Raw genomic sequence first — 15,580 nt, forward strand, 5'->3', positions numbered from 1 at the left:
GTTTTGAAAGCCCGAGCGGTTGCGAGGCGACGCGACTGACTCGAACGGGCGGCGGCTGCCGACCGACCGGTCGGCCGCGGTCGATCGCGGCCCGCGACCTCCCCCTCGGAACGGACGGCGACATCGTCAGCGGGGCGACCGGCTGGGGATCGACGCTCGAGTCGCCTCGAGTGACGCCGCCGACCTACCGCTGAACGTAGCTTTAATGTATATGATACCATACCCCAAACAGTGAGACTGCTCTCGAACCCGTATCGACGGCGCTGGATCGGCTGGGGACTGCTCGTGGCGTCGTTCTTCCTCGTCAGCCTCCACCGGTCGTCGACCGCGGTCCTCTCGGGGGAGTTGATGCGTGCGTTCGACACGACGGCGACGAGCCTCGGCCTGCTGCATTCCTCGTTTTTCTACCTGTACGCGGCGTTTCAGGTGCCCGCGGGGCTGTTGACGGACCGATACGGTGCGCGGGCGATCGCCGCAACGGGGACCGCCGTGATGAGCGCCGGCGCGGTCGCGTTCGGGCTGGCGTCGACCTATCCGGTCGCGTTCGGCGGCCGCGTGCTGGTCGGGCTGGGGGCCAGCGTCCTCTTCGTCGCGGCGCTGCGGTTCTGTGCGAACTGGTTCCGACCCGACGAGTTCGGGACGATGACCGGCGCGACGTTCAGCGTCGGCATTCTGGGCGGCCTCGCGGCGACGACGCCGCTCGCGATCGCCATTTCGCGGCTCGGCTGGCGGGGGTCGATGGTCGGCCTCGGCGTGGCCGGCCTCGCGGCCGCGGTCGGCATCCTCCTCGTCTCCCACGACTCGCCGGCCGACGCCGGCCTCGAGCCGATCGACGACGTGCCGGACCGACCGGACGTGACCGACGCCGCGACGCTCAAGCGGTACGTCTCGGACGCGGTTCGCGAACCGGAAACGTGGCTGTTGGGGATCATGCTCTTTTTCATGACCGGCATCGGGATCACGATCTTCGGTCTGTGGGGGATCCCCTATCTCGTCCAGACCCACGGGATCTCCGTGACGGAGGCGTCGGTCTACCTCCTCGTGGGCAACGTCGGTGGCATGATCGGGCCGACGGCCTTCGGCTGGCTCTCGGACCGGTGGGGGCAGCGAACCGGCCTCATCGTCTTCTCGACGGTCGTGTTCGGGCTGACCTGGGCGGTCTTCGCCGCCTTCGGGACCGTCCCCCTGTTGCTCGTCGGCGCGATCTTCCTCTTCTCGCGGGTCCTTCGCGGCGGCGTGCCGCTCGCCTTTACCGTCATCAAAGAGCGCCACCCGGAGGGAGCGAGCGGGACCGTGATCGGCATCGTCAACACGATGGGCTGGATCGGCGCGGCCGTCTTCCCGGTCGTCCTCGGGGCCGCCCTCGACGCCTACTGGACCGGCGACACCGTCAACGGCACCCGCGTCTACACCGAGTTGGGCTACCGAGTCGCGTTCGCCATTGCGGCCGCCGCGGGATTGCTCGCCGCAGCCTGTGCGATCCTGCTTCACCTCCGAACGCGGGCCGAACGGCCCCTCGAGACCGGGACCGACCTCGAGCAGCCGACCGACTGACGTTCGAGTTCCGGACGACCACACACCGTCGCCTGCCTCAGCCCACAGCTACTTGCCGATACGTACCACACCACACGGTCATGCGCTACTACGAGGACATCGAGGTCGGGGAGACCCGCGAGTTCGGCGAGTACCACGTGACCAAAGAGGAGGTACTCGAGTTCGCCGAGCAGTACGACCCGCAGCCGTTTCACACGGACGAAGAGGCCGCCGAAGAGTCCGCGTTCGGCGAACTGGTCGCCTCGGGCTGGCACACCGCCGCGATGTGCATGCGGATGCTCGTCGACGGCCCGATCCAGGACCGCGCCAGCATGGGCGCTCGCGGCGTCGACGAACTCCGGTGGAAGCAACCGGTCAAACCCGGGGACACCCTCTCGGTCCGGACCGAAATCGTCGATAAACGCGTCTCCGAGAGCGATCCGACCCGCGGTTACGTCGACAGCAAACTCGAGGGGATCAACCAGGACGACGACGTGGTCATCTCCTGGATCGGGCTGGGCATGATCGCCCGCCGGCCGGGCGACGCGGAGGAGTAAGGATGGCCCGGGTGCCGCTGCTCGAGGCCGACGACCTCCCCGAGGAGTACCGCTATCTGATCACCGAGAACGACGTGGGCGACGCCCACATCTTTCGGTCGATGGCCAACGCGCCGGAGCTGCTCCAGTGGTACATGCGCTACTCGACGCGGCTCTGGGACGTCCTGCCGGCCCGCGAGCGCGAGGTGGTCATCCTGGCGGCCGCGCGCGCCCTCGAACACGAGTACGAGTGGCACCAACACGTCCGGCTGGGCCGCGAGGCCGGCGTGACGGACGCAGAGATCACCGCCATCAGCGAGGGCGACCTCGCGGCGCTTTCGGACCGCGACGCGGCGCTGGTCACCTACGCCCGTAGCGTCGCCCTCGGCGATCCCCGCGACGGGGACCACGACCGACTCGGCGAGTACTACGGCGTCGAGACCGTCGTCGGCGTCGCCATGCTCGCGGCCCACTACGTCGCGACGGCCCGGGTACTCGACGCGTTCGACGTCGCGACCGAGGAGGCGTTCGTCGGCTGGCGGCCCTGATCCCCCGCGGCGACCGCGGGTCGATTTCGGCCCGAACCCGTTCGGATCGTCTCTTATCCGATTCGCCGCCGTTCCGTCGGTATGGTCGATCTCAGGCAGTTCGACGTGCCCGAGAGCGTCGAGCCCGACGAGTGGCGGCTGTCGGTGACCGGCGCGGTCCGGCACCCGATCGACTTCGCGCTCGAGGACCTCACCGACCTTCCGCTCGAGACCGATACGGACGACTTCGCCTGCGCCGAGGGGTGGGTTGCCGAGGGGCTATCGTGGCGCGGGGTTCGGGTCGCCCGACTGCTCGAGCGGGTCGAGCCGGCCGACGCGAGCGCGTACGCGCTCGTCGACGGGATGGACGAGGGCTACGCCTGCGCGTTCCCCCTCGAGCGGCTCTCCGAAGCGGTGCTGGCCGTGGCACTCGACGGCGACGCGCTCCCGGTCGAACACGGCGGCCCGGCACGGCTCGTCCCCACCGGCGAGGCGGCCGACTGCTGGGAGAGTATCAAGTGGGTACGCGAGATCGAGGTCCGCGAGACGGAACCGACCGCGGACGACACCGCGAAGGACGTGGCGCTGTCGCGGCTCGAGTGAGCTGGCGGTGCGACGAGGCCGGGGTCAGGGCTCCGTGGCCCGGTCGCCGAGGAAGGTCCCGGTCGGGGTCTCGAGCCCGTCGATTTCGGCGGTCAACGCTCCCGTCGAACTGTCGAAGACCAACAATTTCCCCGCGTCCCAGCAGCTGACGTAGACGTGGCTCCCGTCGCGGGTGAACTCGGGATGGAGCGACCGGCCGGGGGCCCACTCGGTCGTGTCGATGACCGTCGACACGACCAGGTCGTCGGGGTCGATGGCGTAGATGACCCCCTCGTTGTCCCGGTCCGTGTCGTCGAAGATCACGTCGCCCCAGACGTAGTCGCTGTCAGGGTGGGAGTTGCAGAACATGCCGTGGCCCGGGACCTCGATATCGGCGACCGGCTCGCGGCTCTCGAGGTCCCACGCCGTGATCGCGTCGCTCATCACGGTTCCCGTGAAGCCGAGCCCGCGGGACTCGTCGATCGCGCCGGGGGTCGGATGCGGCGGCCCGGCCGTCGGCACCCGGTCGACGACCGCCCGCTCCCGGACGTCGAGGACGTACAGACACTCGTCGCCCTGCGAGGCGAGGTAGCAGTACCGCTCGTCGGAGCCGTAGACGGCGTCGTGGAGGGTCCGGCCGACGGCGACCTCGTCGACGATCGGGAACGAGGGATCGTCGTAGTCGACGAACCAGGCCCTGCCGGCGTCTTTCAGGACGACCAGAAAGCAGCGCTCGCCCGGCACGTCCCGGACGGTACAGATCCGCGAGGCGATCGACTGACCGTCCGGATCAACCGCGTGGGCCGGGAGCCGATGCAGCGGCTCGAGCGTCTCGGCATCGAGGACGACCGCGTGGTTGGGGTTGTAGTACCCCGCGAGGAGGTAGTTCGAGTCCGCGGAGATCGCGATGGCCCGCCCGGAGGTGCCGGCCCGGACGCGGCGGACGAGGTCGCCGCTGGCGAGATCGAGCTTGCTCACCCACCCTTGCCGGGACTGGACGTACGCGGACGCTTCGGGGTCGTTTTCGGCGAGAGACCGGTGAAAGACGATCGAATGGGGCGCTCTCCCCACGTTCTCGATGCGACCGAGCCGCTCGTGACGCGTGGTATCGATCACTGCTACCGACCCTGGCTGGCGTTCCGCAACGAGCAGCAGGTCCCGCAGGTCCGGACAGTCGTATTGTGGCGTTGCCGGTGGATCAGTCTCCTCACGGTGAACCTCGAGGGAATCGGCGATCCCTTCGAGCCCCAATTCGCGAAACGACGGCGGTCTGACGGTGCTGGCGGCGAGTTGCTCGCTCATCGAGTCTCTCGGTACTCCTTTCGACCTGACTCGAAAATACACGTCCGCGAAGACGTTCGGGACGGACGACGGACAGTGAGCCGAGCCGGGTCGGGGTGGATCGTGGTGTCCGCTCGAGGGCGGCCACGGCCCAGCCGCGGACGGAAAAGCACGCGAAACACGAGTGCGCGGCGGGCTTTCGGACGGGCGGCGATTACCCTCGGAGTTATTGGCCGCGGCGTCGAGACGGACCGTATGACCTTTGTCGTCCCGTTTGACGGATCGGAACTAGCGGAAGCCGCGCTCGTCAGAGCCGTCGAATACGACGCCGCCCTCGAGGAGGGGGTCGCGGCCGTGGCTGTCGTCCCGGAGCGAAAAGGATACGCACGGGAGAAAGGCTGGATCGACGAGGACGAACCGTACGACGTCGATGCGGTCGTCGACCGCCTTCGCGAACGAGTGCGGACGCTCGCACCGTCGGCGGCGTTCGAGTGCGAACGGATCCGCGAGTTTCCGCCCGAGGCCCAACTGGCCGGCCACATCGAGCGACTGATACGGAACCACGATCCGAGCGTCGTGTTCCTTGGCAGCGACAACGTCGGCCGCGTCGTCACGCCGTTGACGAGCGTCGGCGTTCACGTCGCCGCCGATGAAGCGTACGACGTCTTCATCGTTCGCCAGCCGACGCCGCCGGCGCTCGAGGCTCTCGACCCCCATCCCGAGTTCTACCGGGAATCCGACGCGACGTAGCGACCGACGAGCGATCGCCGGCCGACTCGAGGCAGGAGGCGAACCCGTCGCCTCCGCCGTCGTCCGAACGTCGTCACCGAGCCCAGCGATTAATGATCACGTCGACCAAGGAGACGGTATGTACGACCGAATTCTCGTTCCGACCGACGGGCGCGAGGAGACCGAACGGGCGATCGACGAAGCGATCGCGCTCGCCGCTGAATACGACGCGACGCTCCACACGCTGTACGTGGTCAACTCCGCTGCGATCGCTCCCGGCATCGAGTTTAGCGATCTCGAGGAGGTCGGCAGACAGGCGGTCGAACACGTCCGCGATCGGGCGACGGCCGCCGGTGTCGATCGGGTCACGGGTGACGTGACACATGGCCTTCGCCATCGCGCGATCCTCGACTACGCCGCCGACCATGATATCGACCTGATCGTTATCGGTCGCCATCGGGAACTCGACCACCTCGTTCGCGGGAGCGTCTCGAAACGCGTCTCCGAGGCGGCGACGGTCCCGGTGTTACTCGTCGAGTGACCGTCAGCCGGGTCCCCGTACCCACACCATTAATCACCGAGGAACCGAAGTCTTTCGCCATGTCACCGACAACCGACGCGATCGATTCGATCCTCCTGCCGACGGACGGCAGCGACGGTGCGCTGGCGGGGGCGAAACGGGGCGTCGATCTCGCCGCGATGGCCGACGCGACCGTTCACGTCCTCTCGGTCGTCGACACCTCTGCGATTGAGGGCGTCGCGTCCGTTCTCGAGTCGGATCTGGACGAACAACGGGCCGCGCTCGAGGCCGACGCCGAGTCGGCCGTCGAATCCGTCTCGTCGATGGTCCGCGACCGGCGGCCGGATCTCGAGGTCACGACGGCGACCGAGCAGGGGACACCCTTTCGGGTCATCGATCGCTACGTCGACGAACACGATATCGACGTCGTCGCGATGGGAACGAAGGGACGAACGGGAGTCAGACGAGTCGTTCTCGGAAGCGTGACCGAAAACGTTCTCCGGACCGTCGGGGCCCCGATACTCGTCGTGCCGCCGGCAGCGAGTGACGAGCCGCTTACCGAGGACACCGTCCGGAACGTCCTCCTGCCGACGGACGGGAGCGACGGTGCGGCGGTCGCCGTCGACTGGGGACTGGCGCTCGCGGCGGCCTTCGACGCGATGACCCACGCGGTCTACTCGGTCGACACGAGGCGGTTCTCGCCACGGCGAGCGCCCAGTGAGGTCCTGTCCGAACTCGAGCGCCCCGGGGAGGATGCCCTCGAGTCGGTCCGCGAACGAGCGCGCGAACGCGGCTGCACCCTCACGGGAACCGTCGCGACGGGGCCGCCGGCGAGAGTCATCCTGGATTACGCCGACGGCAACGATATCGATCTCATCGCGATGGGGACACACGGCCGCTCGGGCCTCGAGCGCCACTTCCTCGGGAGCGTGACCGAAAACGTCGTCCGGAACGCCGAGTTGCCGGTGTTTTGTGTTCCGATGAACGCCACCTGAGAGCGATAACCGGGACGCCGGATGTCCCCCGCCGACCCCGTCAACCGGAGACAGTCGGCGAGTCCGGCCGACGGGTCGCTGTCGCCGGCCGATCGGCCGGCGGTTCGAACACGGTGCCGGTATTATACCGACGGTCGTCGTAGCGGCCGGTATGAGTGACCGACTCCTCGTTCCCTACGACGGGTCAGCGCCGGCGAAAGACGCACTCGAGTACGCGCTCGAGAAGTTCCCGGATACGGACGTCACCGCCCTGTACGTCGTTCCGGTTCCGGACGGGTACTGGACGGCGTTTCAGGACCCCGAGGATCGGGTTCCGGCCGTCGAACGCGGCCGCGATGATGGGCGCGATATCCTCGACGAAGCAGTCGACATCGCCGCGGACCACGGCCACGATATCGATACCGAAATCGCGACGGGGAAACCCGACCAGGAGATCGTCGAGCTGGCGACGGTGGACGACTACGAGACGGTCGTTATCGGAAGCCACGGCCGCGAGCGAATGTCGCGTATCATGCTCGGCAGCGTCGCGGAAAAGGTGGTCCGCCGATCACCGGTGCCAGTCATCGTCGTTCGCGACTGAATCGGTCGACAGCTCTCCTCGGGACCGACGCCCGTCGGTCGAACGAGGACGGCCGGCCACCGATCGAAGTGACAGTGTACTGGCAGTGCCGCCGGTAGATACCGACGTTCCAGCCTGCCGGAAAGTAGAAGTGTTTTTATATGAACTCTCGACGAATCGTCAGTTCATGGAGCCGATCGAAATCGGCGGACGGTTGATCGCTGGCATCGCCCTCATTCTGGCGAACGCCTTCTTCGTCGCGATCGAGTTCGCGCTCACTCGTGTCCGACAGTACCCCGAGTCGGAGTTCGACGAACCGGGGCTGCGGCGTGCGTGGGAAATGACCAACGAACTCGAGATCTACCTGACCAGCTGTCAGGTGGGCATCAGCGGGACGAGCATCGCCGTCGGTATCGTCGCCGAACCGGCCCTCGCGACGATCATCCGTCCCGTCTTCGAGAACACTGCACTCGCCTCCGCAGGCGCGGGTGCCGTCCTCGCGTTCGTCATCATCAATCTCCTTCATCTCACTCACGGCGAGCAGACGCCGACCTATCTCGGCGTCGAGCGAACGAAGTTCGTCGCGAGGTATGGGGCCACCCCGCTGTACTGGTTCGCAAAACTCCTCTCGCCCGTGATCTGGTTCGGAGACGCCGTCGCGAAGTGGACGTTACACCGGTTCGGGATCGAGATGACCGGTGCGTGGCTCGAGACCGAGACGGAGATCATCGAAACGCGTGCCGAACTCCGGAACCGACTCGCGTCGGTCCTCGAGCGGGGCGACGTCCCCGACGACCGACGCGAGGAGATCATCAACGCCCTGACGGTCGGCGATCGGCCGGTCGAGGACGAGATGACGTCCGTCGAGGACGTCACGTTCCTCTCGACGACGGCCTCCACTGCGGAGAACGTCGATCGGATCGGCTCGAGTCCCCACACCCGGTTTCCACTGATCGAGGAGAGTCCGGAGTCGTTCGTCGGGATCGTCTACGCCCCGACGGTCGTCGACCGAATCGACGACCTGCGAAACGGTGACGTGTCCTTCGCCGACATCGCGACGCCGCCGATGACACTGCCCGCCGATATGCACGTCAGCGACGCGATCGACGAACTACAGGCAGCACAGCAGGAACTCGCGCTCGTCGAGGCCGACGGGACCGTCGTCGGACTCCTGACGGCGACCGACGCCCTCGAGGCGCTGGTCGGTGACTTCGAGGACCCGCTCGTCGTGAACGACGGCTTGCTACAGGGACGATCGTAGTTCCGACAGCGTTCGCTTTGGCTGTCATCGACTCGTCTCCCGTCGCAGTCGCGTCGGTAACGGGATCAAAACTGGAGTCCGCCTCCAAATATCACTGGTCGATTCGGAGTGAGAGAAATGCTCCGACAGGGATTCGAACCCTGGTCATTGCCGTGAGAGGGTATACTTCACCTCACTGTCAATTCCCGTCTCACTCAATTACCCGTCTGCTGAGACCATGGTTTTCGACCGTGTGAGCGATACTATGGTCTGGAGGTTAAAAAGACACCCAGTTAATTGCCTTAGTGGGACACCCGACCTATCCTAACGATTTGCGACTCAACTAAGCGTACCCAGATGAGTGTTCGTTGTGGGCAAATAGAGGCACCGAACCGGGATCGCCAATTTCGAGATTCTTTAAGTCAACCATGGTTCTATTCATCCAGAACCCTCATTCGGATAAAGATTGCCTCATTCTCTTTATAAGCGAAGGGAGAATTCACCAAACCGGTATTATTTCGACATCCAGGCCGTGATAGAATCGGCTGGCTGTAGCCATGATCCTGGAATATCGCTCGGGACACTCACGTCTGCATCGCATTGTATTGAGGTCGGTTTCGATGGGACTGTAACGGGTACCAGTACCGTGATACCGTACCATCGAACAGTACCAAATCAGCAGACCAAGATACCGTACCGCGTTACAGAACCATGATTCTGTATCACGTCTGTGTTCCACGGATCGGATACACAGTAGCGTTCCATCTCAGCGTACCATGGGACTGTGCTATGTGTCTGAACGGAGCGTAGATCTAGTCCTCATCCACCGGAGCTGTTGGCAGAACCCCGTTGAATAGACAGTGCGTGTTTCGCCCTGCTGCTCCATCGATTAGCTGGCAATAATCCGGGCGATCCAGACGATCGGGGTCACCGGGATGGCCAATCCGGTGATCAAAAGCACGATAGCGATCGCGGCTTTCTCGGCGCGACTCGACCCATGCCATATCGACTGCCATATCTCATCGATCGCCTGTGCCGTTCGCTGGATCAATCCAGATATAGAGACGGGAACTCTCACGGCACGCAAAGGATTCGGGTTCCGTTTCACAGCGTCTGGGACGTTCGCCTTCAGCTCCTCCCCTGCAAAAGGAAATCACGAGTTTGGAAATCGTGATTTCCGAAATCAGAATTTCTATTTAGCCGGAGATGCTACTGGCTGTATGGAGCACTTCGTTGATCGAGACGTTGAACTCGATCAACTCACGGCCTGCTATGAGTCCGAGACGGGGGATTTCGTCGTGATCTACGGCCGCCGTCGCCTCGGTAAGAGCGAGCTCGTTCGCCAGTCCATCGCTGATCGGGACGACGCTGTCTACTACCAAGCAGTTGAGTCTACGGCACAGAACCAGCTCGAACAGTTCGTTGACGCCGCCACCGCACAGTTCCCGTCGCTGCGGAACGTCCGCCGCGACTGGGAAGCCCTTCTTGAAGCACTCGGCGAGGAAAACGCGATCGTCGTCATCGACGAGTTTCCATTCCTTATCGAGGAGGACGAGTCGTTGCCGTCCCGAATTCAGCGCGTCTGGGATACGGAGTTACAGGAGACGGGGATGACGCTCGTGCTCGTCGGTTCGTCAATCAGCGTCATGGAAGACAAGGTGCTTTCTGGAAGCGCACCGCTGTACGGTCGGCGGACAGCGACGATCGATCTCAAACCACTCGACGTGGCCGACGCACACCAATTCTTCCCGGAGTACGATCCCGAAACTGCCATCACCGCGTGGTCGATTTACGGCGGCACACCGTACTACCTCCAGACCATCGATTCCGACCAACCGTTAGGAACGAACGTCCAGCAGTCGATTCTGTCGGAGCGTGGCCTCCTGTACTCCGAGCCCGAATTCCTGCTCCGCACCGAACTCCGACAGCCGAATACGTACTTCAGCATCCTTCGTGCGCTCGCCCACGGGCGTCGCACTCCGAACGAGATCGCGGGCATGGCCGGTGTGGAGTCCGGATCACTCAGCACGTACCTCCAGAAACTCCGCCGGCTCCGTCTCGTCGAGCGCCATATCCCCGTAACGGAATCGCCGACGTCTTCAAAACGCGGTCGGTATCGCGTCGCAGCTCCGCTGTTTCGGTTCTGGTTCCGCTTCGTGTACGGAACCCAAGACCAACTTCGTATGCTCGGCGACGACGCGTACGACGAACTCGTCGCACCCGAACTGGCGGATTACGTGAGCCCGTTGTTTGAACGGCTCTGCCAGCGTGAACTCCCGGACCTCATTGAGCGACGGTTCCTTGATATCGGGCAGTGGTGGTTCAAGGAACACGAACTGGATGTCGTTGGCCTCACCGATGAGGGGCTCGTCGCAGGCGAGTGCAAGTTCACTTCTCGACCCGTGAGCGAAGGTGTCCTCACCGATCTCGAACGAACTGCGTCGGAAGTACGATGGGCAGAAGAGCCAGCAGACGGGGAGACGCTGTACGTCTTGTTCAGCCGCTCCGGGTACACCGACGACCTCAAACGCGCCGCTGATGCGCGTGACGACGTCCTTCTTTTCGAATTATCTGATCTGCTCGCACCCAATAGCAACTCCAGAGGATAGAGATAGACGTACGAGGAGCACGAAGCAGACCGTTTGTTACCGGCTCTTCCAATCCGTCTACTTCCCGAGTCTTTCTCTCATCACCTCGTACAACACCTTACTCACTCCAGCGTACACCAATTATTACATCGAGTATATCGTACGGTCACCTATGGCGACTGTCTTGGAGGTTCTCGGGACCGTCCCACTCGTTACAGGGATTATCATCAGCTCAGGGGTAGCTGCTGGCCTCGTTCTACTCGGTGTGTTGTCGAGTACTGTTCTCTGGATAGCGATCGTTTCTGCGTTGGTGGTTACCATCGTTCGGATGACGGTGATCGTTCAAGCGCAACTCGCAGGATAGTACTCTGAGAGACAAAAGATGAACTAATTCAACAACAGAACCCATACTGACTGTCGTCTGCGTGCTGGGGCGCTTCACCGTCTTTGTCGGCCCTGCTATCGTATACGCCGTTTCTGATCACGAATTCAAACCGGAAACGCCCGTAACGCGATCAACACCTCAAATGTAAAAGAACTCATACTACCATGGCGTGTCAAGAGAGTGTTCCATAGGACTGTACCAAGTACCAGTACCGAGAGATCGGTCTGTATAGGAGTACCGCATCAGCAGACCATGAGACTGTACCGCGTTACAGTACCACGCTGGTGTATCACGTCTGTGTTTCACGGTCCAGATACACGGTAGCGTTTCACGTCAGCGTACCATGGAATCCTGTTTTTCTATCTACCACCTCAATTTGAGACTCTAACGGGTGAAGACGTGCTTACGATCTACTTATAGGAACAACTAGGTGAAACGTTTGAGGACTCGATCACCGTACCAAGACACTATACCGTGTTACAGTACCACGATTCTGCACCATGGCCGTGTACCATGAACCGGTTACACAGTAGTGTTCCACGTCACTGTGTCAGAGGTTTATCTTTTCCACCTAAGAATCGCGTACACCACTCATTGCGGGAAAGATTGTCATCGGCTATCAACCCTGAAAAACATCTCTTGTGTCGAGTTTCGAAGCCATCTTGAAGGCGTCCTGCTCACGTTCAATTTCTCTCAACGCATCACCAATCAGGACCTCTGCGACCTCTTCCGAAATCTCGCCCTCGTTATACCGCTGATGAAGCATGATTTTTTCTTCGTCTGAAAGTGTTTCTCGGAGCTTCTCTCGGAAGCCCTGTTGAGCTATCTCGCTAATGTTGATCCCCTCAGGACGCATCCGATCGACAATTTCTGACGCCTCCCTGTCCGCTTTCCCCCGGAATTGGATTTTCTCCTTCTCCGCCATTTTCTCACCTATCTATTTTCCCTTCAGGAGTATAGTTGTTGTAATGCACCAGCCGGAACAACCTCCCTCAGCTCAAATAGCGTGTAATCTCGGTTATCGTCAAGTGGCTCTGTGAGAATCCCTCTTTCAGTCGGTCGGGATTTTAGGCACATCGTGCCGTATGAGAGAGTATGACCACAGTCCGCGACGTAATAGGATTTGAGCAGATTTGAGCAATTTCTAAACGAAAAACAGCGCAAGTTCCCCGCCCCACCGTGGGCGGGGGTGAAGCGCGTGCGCTCGACTGCCGTCAGGAGAAATACCCACATTTTTGAGAGAGTGAATGCCAAATCGAAGTATGGGTGAGAAAGCCACGAAGACGATTCAGACGCGCCTTCACGTAGCGTCTGGTGACCGATCGTGGCTCCACGACGCCCGCCTCGCCGCACGCGAGATCTTCAACCAAACCATCCGCCTCAAACAACAAGGGTACACTCGCACCGAGATACAGAAAGAGGTTGACCGCGACAACTTCTTGCGGAACAACAAGTGCGCAGTCGTCGGCAAAGCCCTCCAGACGTGGGACTCCTATCAGTCACTTCTCGACTGGTGGCACGAACAGGACGATCCCGACGGAGGGAAGCCGACGCCACCGAGTACCGACAAATCTGGTGCGTACCCGCTTGTGATGGCGCACACGGAAGGCTACCGGCTCACCGTTGATGACAACACGAACCGCGTCCAGTTTCGTATCAGCCCGAAGCCCTACAAGAAGGTGACGGGGAATCTGCGCGGTGGGTCGGACGCGATGGACGAACTTCGGGACGCTCTCACGTCGCATGAGGTGGATGTGGGGCAGGCCGAACTCCTGTACCGCGATGGCGTGTATTACCTACACGTCACGGTCACACGCGAGTTCAACATTTCTCAACCCGAGACTAGCGATACGGTAGTCGGCGTGGACATCAACGAGCGCAACGTCGCTTTCACCGCCCTCGACCGTGAGACGATGCAGACGAAGGGTACGCTCGTCCTCGACTACGGACGAGTCAAGCAAGAACGCCAACGCTACCACACCATCACTACTCGCTGTCAGGAACACGGTAAAACGAGTATTCATCGGCAATTCGGTGACAGGGAAGAAAGGTTCACCGAGTGGGTATTGCATCGTCTCTCCCGTGCTGTCGTGAAGTTTGCAGAGCAGTTCTCGAACCCGGTCATCGTGTTCGAGGATATGAGTGGTATCCGCAACGAAATGCAGTACGGGTCATACATGAACCGTCGGTTGCACAAACTGCCGTTCCACAAGTTCGAGAGGTTTGTGTCGTACAAGGCGACGTGGCGAGAGATACCCACGGACACGGTGGATGCCTACTACAACTCGCGGACGTGTTCGTGCTGTGGTGAGCGTGGAGATCGGCAGGGGCGGCGGTTCCAGTGTACGAACGACGAGTGTGACGTGGCGCAAGACCACGCCGATCGGAACGCATCGGTGAACATCGCGTGGCGCGAGAAGGCGAAACTCGGCGATACGGATACGAATTACCGGACTCACAAAACCCAGCCGCAAGTTCGGTTGGTGCGTCTGTCCGGGTCGGGGCGCGTAAGCCGCCCACCCTCATCCCGTTCCCTCGCGGAACAGGGAGTGCTAGCGCACGGCTGAGGGAATTACAAAAGCCTCGGGCCACCGCGCCCGAGGCCGTTTACTCATACTGCTCGGGATGAGTATGATCATCGCGGGGGTCGTGGGACTCATCTGGTTCTGACTTCGCCTTAGTATACTTCGAACCGGTAGTCTCTCAGCAATATTTCCCAGAGCTACTATCAGGGCTAAGTCAGGGGTGATCGCGTGTTAATATCCGTGTTTTCGTTGAGTGCCGGTACACTTATCCCTCTGAGTAGCCCATAATTCGATATGACTTTGGAAGAATCGGTTCGAGAATTAGAGGAGCGTCTCAACCTCAGTCAGAGCGACGAGATTGAAGAAACCGGCCGAATGGTCGCCCGACTCCAGGATTAAACACGGCAATTGGTCTCACCAGCTGTTCACTTCATCTTCTCTAACTGCTCTGCGAATTCGTGTTTCGTGAGCCCCTTCGTCTCAATCAACTCTTCATAGCCACTTCTTTGAACTGCGTTCCTCACGAACTCCACCCACAGTTCTTCGTGTTGTTCGGCGTACTGACGCCATCGCTCACTTGCAGGTAACGAAAGCTCGTATTCGTTGAGTTCAATCTCGATTCCGTGCTTTCGTTCGATCACCTCACACCCAAACTGCGACAAGTATCGGAACCGATCCCCCTTTCGACGAACTGTCAGGAGCCGTTTTGATTCTTTGATATACTCATTGACCCAATCCATCCACGCGTACTCGTCATCAGCATCGGTTTGGCGTGCTGTATCTGGCATTGAAAAGTCAGGCTCGATGCGCCGAAGATACACTTGAATCATCCCGATTGCAGTTCTGTGGTTCGCATTCGGGAGAGCGTGCTTGAGAATCAAATTCGAAGCGAGCCGGCCAGCGACCTCAGTCGCGCTCCCGTCCCAGTCTATCTGATTGAGTGCAGGTTCGATATCCTCTGCAGCGATGTCTTTGTACGCCTGCACTCGCTTTCCTTCCTCCTCGTAATTGCCCCTGAGAACCTCCTTGAACAGCCCTACGTACCGCGTGGCGATGACTCTATTCGCAGATGCCATTGATGAGATCTGATCTACAAGATCGTATTCAATAGCATCCGCGTCACCAGTAGCACCAGATGACGTATAGACGACGTATACCGTCTGATCCAACTCGTATTGTTCAACCTTGACCGACTTGTGACTCTCGTAGTTGAGGACTCGTTCACCAATGGCTTCGAGATCAGGGTTCACAAAATCGAACGAGAACTGCTTATTTTCCGGATGATGATAAAAGACACGAGCAGTCATCACCTCAACGAATGCTCTCCGCAACTATATTCCTACGGCTCTACCGCTCAATGTCGTTTAGACTACCAAACCAAACGCTATGAATCAAGCTCGTCTCTCTCACCCTCACTATGAAATTTGGCGAAAGAAGTGGTTTGACGGGGGTTTGTCGTCTTTGATTAAGATCTCTCTTGGGCCACCTCAACGCTAGTGCAGTTCGGGATATGATCGGAGTAACTTGAGATGGTGGATCCACACCACTCACAGGTTTGTTCTCGTCGAAGTGCGGCCTCC

General features: G+C 61.1%; 14 protein-coding genes. 11 read left to right on the plus strand and 3 right to left on the minus strand.

Features of this window, described 5'->3' with window-relative positions:
- Positions 1-231 precede the first annotated feature (231 nt).
- The 4 genes from ACERIM_RS12230 to ACERIM_RS12245 all read left to right on the plus strand — a co-directional run bounded on the left by ACERIM_RS12230 (position 232) and on the right by ACERIM_RS12245 (position 3,199).
- Complete coding sequence (locus tag ACERIM_RS12230; protein WP_373632848.1) at positions 232-1,554, plus strand: MFS transporter; 1,323 nt, start codon at positions 232-234, stop codon at positions 1,552-1,554.
- A gap of 80 nt (positions 1,555-1,634) precedes the next feature.
- Positions 1,635-2,090, plus strand: coding sequence for a MaoC family dehydratase (locus ACERIM_RS12235; RefSeq protein ID WP_006650744.1), 456 nt, complete (start codon positions 1,635-1,637; stop codon positions 2,088-2,090).
- 2 nt (positions 2,091-2,092) lie between these two features.
- Positions 2,093-2,617 carry a carboxymuconolactone decarboxylase family protein gene (locus ACERIM_RS12240; protein WP_006650743.1) on the plus strand — a complete coding sequence of 175 codons (525 nt, stop codon included), beginning with the start codon at positions 2,093-2,095 and terminating at the stop codon, positions 2,615-2,617.
- A gap of 81 nt (positions 2,618-2,698) precedes the next feature.
- Positions 2,699-3,199 carry a molybdopterin-dependent oxidoreductase gene (locus tag ACERIM_RS12245; RefSeq protein WP_006650742.1) on the plus strand — a complete coding sequence of 167 codons (501 nt, stop codon included), beginning with the start codon at positions 2,699-2,701 and terminating at the stop codon, positions 3,197-3,199.
- A 24-nt stretch (positions 3,200-3,223) separates the two neighbouring features.
- Here the strand turns inward: ACERIM_RS12245 and ACERIM_RS12250 are convergent, their stop codons facing one another.
- Positions 3,224-4,480 carry a cytochrome D1 domain-containing protein gene (locus tag ACERIM_RS12250; protein ID WP_373632850.1) on the minus strand — a complete coding sequence of 419 codons (1,257 nt, stop codon included), beginning with the start codon at positions 4,478-4,480 and terminating at the stop codon, positions 3,224-3,226.
- A gap of 234 nt (positions 4,481-4,714) precedes the next feature.
- Here ACERIM_RS12250 and ACERIM_RS12255 point away from each other — a divergent pair, with 234 nt between their 5' ends.
- The 6 genes from ACERIM_RS12255 (at position 4,715) to ACERIM_RS12280 (ending at position 11,111) form a co-directional block, all read left to right on the plus strand.
- The gene (locus ACERIM_RS12255) at positions 4,715-5,209 is read left to right on the plus strand and encodes a universal stress protein (protein ID WP_006650740.1); all 495 of its coding nucleotides are present in this window, start codon (positions 4,715-4,717) and stop codon (positions 5,207-5,209) included.
- A gap of 118 nt (positions 5,210-5,327) precedes the next feature.
- Entirely contained in the window at positions 5,328-5,729 is a 402-nt protein-coding gene (locus tag ACERIM_RS12260; protein WP_373632852.1) for a universal stress protein, read from the plus strand.
- Positions 5,730-5,788: 59 nt separating this feature from the next.
- The gene (locus ACERIM_RS12265; RefSeq protein ID WP_373632853.1) at positions 5,789-6,703 is read left to right on the plus strand and encodes a universal stress protein; all 915 of its coding nucleotides are present in this window, start codon (positions 5,789-5,791) and stop codon (positions 6,701-6,703) included.
- Between the two features lie 151 nt (positions 6,704-6,854).
- Entirely contained in the window at positions 6,855-7,283 is a 429-nt protein-coding gene (locus tag ACERIM_RS12270; protein ID WP_373632855.1) for a universal stress protein, read from the plus strand.
- Between the two features lie 166 nt (positions 7,284-7,449).
- Positions 7,450-8,523: a CNNM domain-containing protein gene (locus ACERIM_RS12275; RefSeq protein ID WP_006650736.1), complete on the plus strand. Its 1,074-nt coding sequence runs from the start codon at positions 7,450-7,452 to the stop codon at positions 8,521-8,523.
- A gap of 1,199 nt (positions 8,524-9,722) precedes the next feature.
- Positions 9,723-11,111 (plus strand): ATP-binding protein, encoded by a 1,389-nt coding sequence (locus ACERIM_RS12280; RefSeq protein ID WP_373632857.1) that lies wholly within the window; start codon positions 9,723-9,725, stop codon positions 11,109-11,111.
- Between the two features lie 983 nt (positions 11,112-12,094).
- Here ACERIM_RS12280 and ACERIM_RS12285 read toward each other — a convergent pair.
- Positions 12,095-12,400 carry a hypothetical protein gene (locus tag ACERIM_RS12285; protein ID WP_373632858.1) on the minus strand — a complete coding sequence of 102 codons (306 nt, stop codon included), beginning with the start codon at positions 12,398-12,400 and terminating at the stop codon, positions 12,095-12,097.
- A gap of 337 nt (positions 12,401-12,737) precedes the next feature.
- Here ACERIM_RS12285 and ACERIM_RS12290 point away from each other — a divergent pair, with 337 nt between their 5' ends.
- Positions 12,738-14,042, plus strand: coding sequence for an RNA-guided endonuclease TnpB family protein (locus ACERIM_RS12290; protein ID WP_373632860.1), 1,305 nt, complete (start codon positions 12,738-12,740; stop codon positions 14,040-14,042).
- A 383-nt stretch (positions 14,043-14,425) separates the two neighbouring features.
- Here ACERIM_RS12290 and ACERIM_RS12295 read toward each other — a convergent pair whose 3' ends face one another.
- Complete coding sequence (locus ACERIM_RS12295; RefSeq protein ID WP_373632861.1) at positions 14,426-15,307, minus strand: hypothetical protein; 882 nt, start codon at positions 15,305-15,307, stop codon at positions 14,426-14,428.
- Between the last annotated feature and the right edge of the window lie 273 nt (positions 15,308-15,580).

It is taken from the genome of Natrinema sp. H-ect1 (genome assembly GCF_041821105.1).
Taxonomy (GTDB): domain Archaea; phylum Halobacteriota; class Halobacteria; order Halobacteriales; family Natrialbaceae; genus Natrinema; species Natrinema thermotolerans.

Coding starts and splice junctions, on each gene's coding strand:
- ACERIM_RS12235 (WP_006650744.1), top strand. CDS start 1,635: ATGCGCTACTACGAGGACATCGAGGTCGGGGAGACCCGCGAGTTCGGC.
- ACERIM_RS12240 (WP_006650743.1), top strand. CDS start 2,093: ATGGCCCGGGTGCCGCTGCTCGAGGCCGACGACCTCCCCGAGGAGTAC.
- ACERIM_RS12245 (WP_006650742.1), top strand. CDS start 2,699: ATGGTCGATCTCAGGCAGTTCGACGTGCCCGAGAGCGTCGAGCCCGAC.
- ACERIM_RS12250 (WP_373632850.1), bottom strand. CDS start 4,480: ATGAGCGAGCAACTCGCCGCCAGCACCGTCAGACCGCCGTCGTTTCGC.
- ACERIM_RS12255 (WP_006650740.1), top strand. CDS start 4,715: ATGACCTTTGTCGTCCCGTTTGACGGATCGGAACTAGCGGAAGCCGCG.
- ACERIM_RS12260 (WP_373632852.1), top strand. CDS start 5,328: ATGTACGACCGAATTCTCGTTCCGACCGACGGGCGCGAGGAGACCGAA.
- ACERIM_RS12265 (WP_373632853.1), top strand. CDS start 5,789: ATGTCACCGACAACCGACGCGATCGATTCGATCCTCCTGCCGACGGAC.
- ACERIM_RS12270 (WP_373632855.1), top strand. CDS start 6,855: ATGAGTGACCGACTCCTCGTTCCCTACGACGGGTCAGCGCCGGCGAAA.
- ACERIM_RS12275 (WP_006650736.1), top strand. CDS start 7,450: ATGGAGCCGATCGAAATCGGCGGACGGTTGATCGCTGGCATCGCCCTC.
- ACERIM_RS12280 (WP_373632857.1), top strand. CDS start 9,723: ATGGAGCACTTCGTTGATCGAGACGTTGAACTCGATCAACTCACGGCC.
- ACERIM_RS12285 (WP_373632858.1), bottom strand. CDS start 12,400: ATGGCGGAGAAGGAGAAAATCCAATTCCGGGGGAAAGCGGACAGGGAG.
- ACERIM_RS12290 (WP_373632860.1), top strand. CDS start 12,738: ATGGGTGAGAAAGCCACGAAGACGATTCAGACGCGCCTTCACGTAGCG.
- ACERIM_RS12295 (WP_373632861.1), bottom strand. CDS start 15,307: ATGACTGCTCGTGTCTTTTATCATCATCCGGAAAATAAGCAGTTCTCG.